General features: G+C 70.7%; 4 protein-coding genes and 1 other RNA gene. 4 read left to right on the forward strand and 1 reads right to left on the reverse strand.

The window, feature by feature from the left end:
- Both AC1DKV_RS39275 and AC1DKV_RS39280 read left to right on the forward strand, forming a co-directional pair.
- The coding region (locus tag AC1DKV_RS39275; RefSeq protein WP_477139606.1) for a PD-(D/E)XK nuclease family protein at positions 1-2,048 on the forward strand (2,048 nt) is incomplete at its 5' end.
- Complete coding sequence (locus AC1DKV_RS39280; RefSeq protein WP_441618379.1) at positions 2,045-5,665, forward strand: UvrD-helicase domain-containing protein; 3,621 nt, start codon at positions 2,045-2,047, stop codon at positions 5,663-5,665. The genes AC1DKV_RS39275 and AC1DKV_RS39280, both read left to right, overlap by 4 nt.
- Before the next feature lie 212 nt (positions 5,666-5,877).
- On the opposite strand, the gene ffs is transcribed toward AC1DKV_RS39280, so the two are convergent.
- Positions 5,878-5,976: signal recognition particle sRNA small type (ffs, locus tag AC1DKV_RS39285), an RNA gene on the reverse strand.
- 170 nt (positions 5,977-6,146) lie between these two features.
- Between ffs and AC1DKV_RS39290 the strand changes: the two genes are divergently transcribed.
- Both AC1DKV_RS39290 and AC1DKV_RS39295 read left to right on the forward strand, forming a co-directional pair.
- Complete coding sequence (locus tag AC1DKV_RS39290) at positions 6,147-8,654, forward strand: adenosylcobalamin-dependent ribonucleoside-diphosphate reductase (RefSeq protein ID WP_441618381.1); 2,508 nt, start codon at positions 6,147-6,149, stop codon at positions 8,652-8,654.
- A 106-nt stretch (positions 8,655-8,760) separates the two neighbouring features.
- Positions 8,761-10,216: DNA polymerase III subunit gamma/tau (locus AC1DKV_RS39295; RefSeq protein WP_477139607.1), on the forward strand; the 1,456-nt coding region annotated here is incomplete at its 3' end.

The raw sequence follows: 10,216 nt of genomic DNA on the forward strand, positions 1-10,216 counted from the left end.
CACGCGGCCTGCCGGCGCAGCGTCCGCGCGTGCGCGTGGTTGGCAGCGCGCGCTTCGAGGACGAAGCCGCGGCCGCGGCCGGCCAACTGGTGCAGTGGCTCAACGAAGGCCGGCGCCACGTGGCACTGGTCGCGCACGACCGCGTGGTCGCGCGGCGCGCGCGCGCCTTGCTGGCGCGCGCCGGCGCGCCGGTGCGCGATGAAACCGGCTGGAAGCTTTCCACCACGCGCGCCGCCGCGGCGCTGATGCGCTGGTTCGACCTGCTCAACCAGGACGGCAATACCGCGGCGCTGCTCGACCTGCTCAAGAGCCCGTTCTGCTTGCCCGATTTCGCCGGGCGCGGCGCGGCCATCGCCGCGCTCGAGCGGCAGATCCGCCGCGACGGCATCAGCGGTGGCTGGCGCCGCCTGCAGCAGCGCTTCGCGCCGGAGGCCAGGCGCGACAGCCTGGCCGAAGTGTCGGAAGCGTCCGGCGAGCCCGGCGAAGATGCACGCCACGCCGCGCGCGAGGCTGCCTGCGAGCTGGTGCAGCGGCTGGCCGCCGAGGCCGGCGAATGGCCGCGCGGCCGCACGCAGAAGCCGGTTTCCACCTGGCTTGAGCGGCTCGACGCCACGCTTGATGCGCTTGGCATGCGCGAGGCCCTGGCCGCGGACGACGCCGGCCGCCAGTTGCTCGACGCGCTGGCGCGCCTGGCCGAGCTGCCGCAGGACGAGACCGGCGCGGCCGCCACGCTCGACCTGGCGGAATTCCGCTCGATGCTGTCGGCGCTGCTCGAATCCGTGGCCTACAAGGAGCCGTCGGCCAGCGGCTCCGCGCGCATCGCCATCCTGCCGCTCAACGGCGCGCGCATGCGACGCTTCGACGGCGTGGTGGTGGTCGGCTGCGACGATGGCCAGCTGCCTTCGAGCGCGGCCGAGCTGATGTTCTTCTCCAACCAGATGCGCCGCGAGCTCGCGCTGGAAGACCGCGAAGTCCGCTTCGCCCAGCAGGCGCGAGATCTCGCCGAGGTACTGCTCAACAACGACGACGTGATGCTGACCTGGCAGCGCCTCGGCGCGCGCGGCGAACCCAAGCACGTCTCGGGCTGGCTCGAGCGGCTCAGCGCGCTGTGCTCGCGCGCGGGGGTGCCGATCGAGGCCAGCGCCTTGCCGCTGCTGCACGACACCTTTGCCGAGGTCGGCGGTATGCCGGCCCCGGCGGCATCGGAGCTGGTGCCTGCGCGCTGGAGCGCGCAGGCGTACAACATGCTGCGCCGCTGTCCGTATCAGTTCTTCGCCGGCCGCATGCTCGGCCTGGCTGGTCTCGAGGTGGTCAGCGACGATCTCGAAAAGCGCGATATCGGCGAACTGCTGCACCGCGTGCTGTTGCGCTATCACCGCGAGGCCGCGCAGGATGGCCTGCGCCATGACGATGCGCGCCTGGCGCGGCTGCGCGAAATCTCCGAACACGAATTCGGCGCGCTGATGCGCGAGGACGGCAACGCCATCGGCTACTACCGGCGCTGGTGCGAAGTGCTGCCGTCCTACGTCGCGTGGCAGGCCGAGCGCGAGGCGCAAGGCTGGTTCTGGGATGGCGGCGAACTTGACGCTACGGTCGACCTGGCCATGCCGGATGGCCAGCCGCTGCGCGTCAACGGCCGCATCGACCGGCTCGACCGCGCGCGCGACGGCAGCCGCGCGGTACTGGACTACAAGACGCAGAGCGTGCTGCGCCTCAAGCGCAAGGTCGCGGATGTGGAAGAGGATTGCCAGTTGCCGTTCTATGGATTGCTGCGCGCCGACGTGAAGGTCGGCAGCTGGGTGGCGCTCGAGGGCACCAGGGACGGGACGCCCGCGTCCCAGCGCGAGGTGGGCCTGCCCGATTTCGATGCCGCCGTGGCGTGGCTCGCGCGCCAGTTGCGCGAGGACGTGATGCGCCTGCGGCAGGACGCGCCCATGCCGGCCTTCGGCGACGCCAGCGCATGCACCTATTGCACCGCGCGAGGGCTGTGCCGCAAGGGCTTCTGGGAGAGCACGGCATTGCCGCCGCAGGTCGGGGGGCGGGCATGAGCATCCACGCCTATCTGCGCGACGGCGCAGCGGTCGCCGAAGCGGAGTTCACGCGCGCGGCGTGCGATCCCGCCGCCTCGGTGGTGGTGGAGGCCTGCGCCGGCAGCGGCAAGACCTGGCTGCTGGTGGCGCGCCTGCTGCGCCTGCTGCTGGCGGGCGCGGCGCCGCACGAGATCCTCGCCATCACCTTCACGCGCAAGGCCGCGGAGGAAATGCGCGAGCGCCTGCTGGAAGTGCTGGCGCAGCTCGCGCGCGACGATGACGAAGCCGTGATTGCCGCGCTGGTCCAGCGCGGGCTGCCGGAGGCTGCCGCGCGCGCCGCGCTGCCGCGTGCGCGCGGGCTGCATGCGCAGGTGCTGGCCGCGCCGGGTCGCATGGCGATCGACACGTTCCATGGCTGGTTCGGCACGCTGTTGCGCGGCGCGCCGCTGGCATCGGGCATCGTGCCCGGCGCCACGCTGCGCGAGGACGCGCTGCGCATGAAGCGCGAGGCGTGGGCGCCGTTCTGGCAGGCCCTGGCCACGCCGCCGTATGCCGCGCTGCGCGCGGCGTTCGAGCAGCTGGTGGACGCCATCGGCGAATTCCAGGCGCGCGCCTTGCTCGATGCCATGTTCCATGCGCGCAGCGAGTGGCTTGCCTTCAAGGAGAGCACCGATCCCGCCGAGGCGCTGGCCGCCGATCTCGGCGACGACGCGCGCGTCGACGTATTGCTCGAGGTGCTGGCCGACGACAGCTGGCTCGACGCCTGCCAGGACATGGCATCGCAACTGGGGCGCGGCGGCAAGACCGAGCAGGCTCACGCCACGCGCCTGGTGGACGCGCTGATGGCGATCCGCGCCTGGCGCGAGAGCGGCGGCGAAGGCGGCGAGCCCGCCGAGCGCGCCTTCGTGGTCCTGCGCGATGCGTTCTTCACCGCCGCCGGCAAGCCGCGCTCGCTGCGCGCCACATCCGCGCTGACCAAGGCGCTGGGCGGTGAAGCCGCGGTCGAGGCGTTCGTGGCCGGGCATGGCGAGTTCTGCGCCGCGCTGGAGCGGGTGGCGCAGCGTCGTTGCGAGGCCGCCGTGCTGGCCGTCAACCTGGCGCTCTACGAACTCGGCGATGCGCTGCTGATGCGCTACCAGCATCACAAGTCCGAGCAGCGCGCGATGGATTTCGCCGACCTGGAATGGCTGGCGGCAAAGCTGATGCGCGACGAAGAAACCGCCACCTATCTGCAGGTCCGCCTCGACGCGCGCTACCGTCACCTGCTGCTCGACGAGTTCCAGGACACCAATCCGCTGCAGTGGCGCATCCTGCAGGGCTGGCTGGCTGGCTATGCAGGGCTGGGCGAGCGGCCCACGGTGTTCCTGGTGGGCGACCCGAAGCAGTCCATCTATCGTTTCCGCCGCGCCGACGCGCGGCTGTTCCAGGCCGCCAGCGAGATGCTGCAGGCCGGCTTCGGCGCCACCGTGCTGCGCACCAACCGCACGCGCCGCAACCGGCCCGAGGTGCTCGACTGGGTCAATGCCGTGTTCGATGGCGCGCGCGCCGACGGCCGTTATCCGCTGTTCGAGACCCAGACCACCGCGCTGGACGAGCCCGGCGGCCCGGTGTGGCTGCTGCCGCTGGTCGAGCCCGAGGCGCAATCCCACGAGGGCACGGAAGAGGGCGCGGAAGATGGCGCGGACGAAGCCCGCGATGCCGCGCCCGCCGCCACCCACCGCGACACCCTGACCCAGCCGCGCCAGCACGAGGGCGATTCGCTGCGCCTGGAGGAGGGCAGGCGCGTGGCCGCGTGGCTGCGCCATATCCGCGCCACGGTGCCGGTAGCGGACAGCGACGGCGCGCGCCCCGCGCGCTGGAGCGACATGCATCTGCTGGTACGCCGCAAGACCCACCTGGCGCAATACGAGCGTGCCTTCCGCGAGGCTGGCATCCCCTGCCTGAGCCCGCGCCGCGGCGGCCTGCTGGCCACGCTCGAGGCGCTCGACCTGTCGGCGCTGCTGGCCTTCCTGATGACGCCGGAGTCGGACCTGGACCTGGCCCACGTGCTCAAGAGTCCGCTGGTAGGCGCCACCGACGACGACCTGGTCGCCATCGCGCGCATGGCGCAGGCGCAGGAGCCGCGCCCGGGCTGGTGGGCTTGCCTGCGCGAGCAGGGCCTGCCCGAGTTTGCCAGCCCGGCGCTGCGCGATGGCGTGGCGCGCCTGCGCCACTGGCTGGAGGTGGCGCCGCACCGCCCGGTGCACGACCTGATCGACCATATCTATCACGGCGGCGAGGTGCGCCGGCGCTATGCCGAGGCCGCGCCCGCCGAGATCCGCGACCAGGTGCTGGCCAACCTCGATGCCTTCCTCAAGCTCTCGCTCGATCTCGACGGTGGGCGCTATCCGAGCCTGCCCAAGTTCATCGATGAGCTGCAGGAAATCCGCCGCGGCGAAGAGGGCGAAAGCCCGGACGAAGGTGGCATGGCGGACAACGCGGAAGACGCCGAGGGCGATGCCGATGCCGATGTCGCCGACAGCGCGCTGGACGCCGTGCACATCCTGACCGTGCACGCCGCCAAGGGCCTGGAGGCGCCGTTCGTGGTGCTGCTCGATGCCAACCACAGCGACGCCGCCGCCGACCGCGGCGGCATCCTGGTCGACTGGCCGCCGGCGTCGCCGGTGCCGGTGCATTTCTCCGCCTATGGCAAGCGCAGCACGCGCGGGCTGGCGCGCGCGCCACTGTTCGAAGCCGAGGCGGCGCTGGCCGAGCGCGAGAACTGGAACCTGCTCTACGTCGCGATGACGCGCGCGCGGCAGGGCTTGCTGGTGAGCGGCGTAAAGGGGCGCGCATCGCGCAGCGCCGAGAGTGCGCAAGGCAACCGCGAGATCGCCGGCAGCTGGTATGCGCGCCTGCAGGCGGCCGGGGTCGGCGCGTTGGTGGACGCCCGCCCGCCGTCGACGGCCCATGCCGACGGCGAGCGGCTGGCCGGCAACGATGCGCGCGTGCGCTATGCCGATTTCCGTCAGCGCTACCGCGAGGCGGCGGACACGCTGGTGCCGGCATACGAATGGGAGGATGAAGACAGCGCGCAGGAGCCCGCCGAAGACGACAGCCACGCCATCGTGTTCGATGCCGACGCGGCCCGTCATGGCGAGTTGCTGCACGCGTTGCTCGAGCGCATCACGCGCTATCCCGAGGCGTTCGAGGCATTCCCCGCGCCCGAAACGGTGATGCGCTGGTTTCCGCTTGCGGGTGGCGGCGACGCCCAGGCGCGCGAACTGTGGAGGACGCAGGCGCAGGCCGCGCTGGATGCCGCGCGCCTGATGCTCGACTCGGCGGCGCTGCGGCCGCTGCTGTTCCCGCAGGGTGCGCGCAGCGCCCGCAACGAGGTCGAGCTGTATGACGCGCGCGGCCGCCTGCTACGCATCGACCGCCTGGTGGAGTTCGACGCGCGCGTGGTGATCATCGACTACAAGCTGCGCCTGCTGCCGCAGGAGCATGCAGCCTACGCACAGCAGCTTGCGCGCTATGTGGCGGCAGTCAGGCCGATGTTTCCGGGGCGGCGCGTCGAGGCGGGCGTGGCCACGGCCGACGGCGAGTGGATCGTGGCTGATGCGCTGCAGGCTGCACGCCAGGGCTCCCTGTTCTAGACTTGTCCTGGATCAGGGCATGCGCTGGCCGGCGCGGCACAATAGGCGGGCCGGCGCGCATTGGCGAGCGAGGCGCGAAGCGACAGGCCACGGGCGTAGCGGTGCGCCGGCAAAACCAGTGCCGGCAAATACCAGAGTCGGCAAATACTCGATGATACGGGGAGGTCTTGCGAAAGGCGGGATTGCAGAGCGTACGCTGCAAGGAAGAATTGGGGGACGAGCCTGACCCTCGGCACTGGCGGAAAACGGCTGTGGCTGCTTCGTTCCCGACCTGACCAGGTTGACCGCGCCGCCATGCGAGGAGGCCCGTCCGGTGCGCATTGTAACCTAGAGCGGGCGGCTCTGGCGATTTCCCTCGAAATTGATCGGATGAATGGATCGGCTGGCGCGGGCCGGGGGCTTCCCGGCAGCGCCATATTGAAACCGTGCAGGCCGGCGGGCACCGCAGCCACAAGCCCGGCAAGACCAGCGAGAACCAGCGATGAATGCCAACGAACAGATGCTCCGTGCCACGCTGCCACCCCAGGACATCTCCACCGAAGTCCTGCTGGAGAAGTACGCCAAGGGCGAGGAAGCCACCATTGCCGATGTGCGCCTGCGCGTAGCACGGGCGCTTGCCGAGGCCGAAGCCCCGGCCGACCGCGAGCGCTGGGCCGAGCGCTTCCTGTGGGCACAGGAGCAGGGCTTCGTGCCGGCCGGGCGCATCAACTCCGCGGCAGGCACGCGCATCGAGGCCACCTTGATCAACTGCTTCGTGCAGCCGGTGGGGGATTCGGTGTCCGAGGCGCGCGGCGGCAAGCCCGGCATCTATACCGCCGTGGCGCAAGCGGCCGAGACCATGCGGCGCGGCGGCGGCGTGGGCTATGACTTTTCGGCGATCCGGCCGGCCGGCGCCCTGGTGCGGGGCACGCATTCGCGCGCCTCGGGGCCGGTATCGTTCATGAAGGTGTTCGACGCATCCTGCGCTACGGTGGAATCGGCGGGATCGCGCCGCGGCGCGCAGATGGGGGTGTTGCGCTGCGATCATCCGGATATCGAGACCTTCATCCACGCCAAGGACAAGGGGGACCTGACCAATTTCAATATCTCGGTCGGTGTCAGCGATGACTTCATGCGCGCGGTCGAGGCCAACGCCGAGGTGGAGCTGGTCCACGAGGCCGAGCCTGGCGCCGAGGTCATCGCCGCCGGGGCCTACCGGCGCGACGACGGCCAGTGGGTCTACCGCCGCGTGCCCGCCCGGCAGTTGTGGGACCAGGTCATGCAGGCCACCTACGACCATGCCGAGCCCGGCGTGCTGTTTCTCTCGCATATCAACGACGACAACAATCTCTACTACTGCGAACGCATCGAGGCCACCAACCCTTGCGCGGAGCAGCCGCTGCCCGCCTATGGCTGTTGCGACCTGGGCTCGATCGACCTGACCCGCTTCGTGCGCCAGCCTTTCGGCGCGGATGCCCGCTTCGATTTCGAGGCCTTCGCGGAAGTAGTGCGGCTGTCCGTGCGCATGCTCGACAACGTGCTCGATATCACGTTCTGGCCTTTGCCCGAGCAGCGCGCCGAAGCCCATGCCAAGCGCCGCGTCGGCCTGGGCTTCCTGGGCCTGGGCAGCGCGCTGGTGATGCTGGGCATCCGCTACGATGCCGAAGCCGGGCGCGCCCTGGCCGCGCGCATCGCCGAGACCCTGCGTGACACCGCCTACCTGGAATCTGCCGGCCTGGCGCGTGAGAAGGGCGCCTTCCCCCTGTTCAAGGCCGGCGAATACCTGGCCAGCGGCTTTGCGCGGCGGCTGCCGCAGACCGTGCGCGATGTCATTGCCCGCGACGGCCTCCGCAATTCGCACCTGCTCTCCATCGCGCCCACCGGCACCATCACGCTGGCGTTTGCCGACAATGCCTCGAACGGCATCGAGCCGGCCTTCTCGTGGACCTACAACCGCCGCAAGCGCATGGCGGACGACAGCTACCGGGTGTTCGAGGTGGCCGACCATGCCTGGCGGCTCTACCGCCATCTCGGCGCCGACATGGCGCAACTGCCGGACAGCTTCGTCACGGCGCTGCAGATGTCGGCGCTGGACCATATGAAGATGCTCGAGGCGGTGCAGCCCTATATCGATACCAGCATCAGCAAGACCGTCAACGTGCCGGAGGACTATCCCTACGAGGCCTTCCGGAATCTCTACCTGGAAGCGTGGCGGGCCGGGCTGAAGGGGCTTGCCACCTACCGCCCCAACAGCGTGCTCGGGGCGGTGCTGTCGGTGCCGGCGGACGCGCCGGCAGCGCCCGCCGCGACGGCGCAGGCCGACGATCCCCTGAGCAAGCCGTTCGGCAGCCGCCCGGTGGGCGACCTCGAAGGGGTGACATCCAAGGTCGAATACATGACCTACGAAGGGCACAAGACCGTCTATCTCACCGTCAACTTCATGCGTGTGGCCGGCGTGCTGGACGGCAAGCCAGTGGCGGTGGAGCGGCCGGTGGAATTCTTCATGCCGGCCGGGCAGCGCAATGACGGCCAGCAGTGGATCACCTCCACCATGCGCCTGCTGTCGATGGTGGCGCGCTCGGGCGGCTCCATCGCCAAGGCCCTGGCCGACATGCGCAATGTGGTGTGGGACAAGGGCACGGTGCGCTACGGCACGCTGGTGCGCCAGGACGGCAGCGAGGCGCCGCGCTTTCACGATTCCGAGGTGGCCGCGATCGGCTACGCCCTGCAGCGCATCCTGATCAAGCGGAGCTTCCTTGACGCCGAAGGTGGCCAGGTGCCGGTGGCGGCGCTTGCGGCGCGCCTCGCCGTGCTGGAGGGGAGGGGGCCGGAAGCGATCGGCGGGCAGGCGGCCGGCGCCGGGCAGCCGGCTCGCGCGGCGGGCCAGTCGGCGGCGGGCCTGGGCCTCGGTTCGGGCAAGCCCTGCCCCGAGTGCGGTGCCCATGCCTTGCACAAGGTCGACGGCTGCGCCAAGTGTGCCAATTGCGGCTACGTCGGGGAGTGCGGATAGCCGGCGCGGGCGCAGACCGCAAGCCGGAGCGCAAAGCCGGGTCAAATACAGGGGATCGCGCGAAGTCCCCGCTGGACGACGGCCGCCATTTGCTACAATCGCCGCCATGAGTTATCAAGTGCTAGCGCGCAAATGGCGCCCCCGGGATTTCACCACGCTGGTCGGCCAGGAGCACGTGGTCCGCGCGCTCACGCACGCGCTGGAGCAACAGCGGCTGCATCACGCCTACCTGTTCACCGGCACGCGGGGCGTCGGCAAGACCACGCTGTCCCGGATCCTGGCCAAGGCGCTCAATTGCCTCGGGCCGGACGGCAACGGTGGCATCACCGCACAGCCGTGCGGGGTCTGCAAGGCCTGCACCGAGATCGACAGCGGGCGCTTCGTCGACTACATCGAGATGGACGCGGCCTCCAACCGCGGCGTCGACGAGATGGCCTCCCTGCTGGACAAGGCGGTGTACGCGCCGACCGCGGGGCGCTTCAAGGTCTACATGATCGACGAAGTGCACATGCTGACCAACCACGCCTTCAACGCCATGCTGAAGACGCTGGAGGAGCCGCCCGCGCACGTCAAGTTCATTCTGGCCACCACCGATCCGCAGAAGATCCCGGTCACGGTGCTGTCGCGCTGCCTGCAGTTCAACCTCAAGCAGATGCCGCCGGGCCATATCGTCGGCCACCTCGACCATATCCTGGGCGAGGAAGGCATCGAGCGTGACGCCAACGCACTGCGCCTGCTGGCCCAGGCCGCGCACGGCTCGATGCGCGACGCGCTGTCGCTGACCGACCAGGCCATTGCGTACAGCGCCGGCCAGGTATCCGAGGGCGCGGTGCGCGGCATGCTCGGCGCCATCGACCAGAGCTACCTGGTGCAACTGCTGGACGCGCTGGCGGCCGAGGATGGCGCCGCCATGCTGGCGGTGGCCGATGGCATGGCCGATCGCAGCCTGTCCTTTGCGGGGGCGTTGCAGGATCTCGCCTCGCTGCTGCACAAGGTCGCGCTGGCCCAGGCGGTGCCCGCATCGGTGCAGGAAGAATGGCCGGAGGCCGCGGATGTGCGGCGCTTTGCCGGCAGCTTCGATGCGCAGGAAGTGCAACTGTTCTACCAGATCGCCAACCTGGGCCGCAGCGAGCTGGCCCTGGCGCCAGACGAGTACGCCGGCTTCACCATGACGCTGCTGCGCATGCTGGCCTTCCGTCCTTCGGCCAGTCCTGCGCCCGTTCCGGCGCAGGGCGGGGGTCAGCAGGCACGGCCCGCACGTGCCGCTGCGTCCGCGGGCCGCGCGGCCGCAGACGCTGCTGTCACCGCTGTCACCGCTGTCACCGCTGTCGCGCCCGCTGCCGTGGTGGCGGCTGCGCCGGTTTCGGCTCCCGCTGCTTCCGCACCCGTACATACCTTGCGTCCGCCCATCGCGGCAGCGCCGGCAGAGGCGCCGAGCCCGGCCCCCGCTGCCGCCGCGCCGGTGAGGATGCAGGAGCCGGCCGCGGCGCAGGTGGCCCCGGCCGCCGCCGCGCCCGCCGCTTCGGCCGCGTCGGCCCCGCTCTCGCCGGCCCGTGCCGCGC

The sequence above is a fragment of the Cupriavidus sp. 05T41 genome, assembly GCF_056396525.1.

Bases quoted from the DNA above. Each gene is read 5' to 3' on its own strand.
- AC1DKV_RS39280 (WP_441618379.1), top strand. From the start codon at position 2,045: ATGAGCATCCACGCCTATCTGCGCGACGGCGCAGCGGTCGCCGAAGCG.
- AC1DKV_RS39290 (WP_441618381.1), top strand. From the start codon at position 6,147: ATGAATGCCAACGAACAGATGCTCCGTGCCACGCTGCCACCCCAGGAC.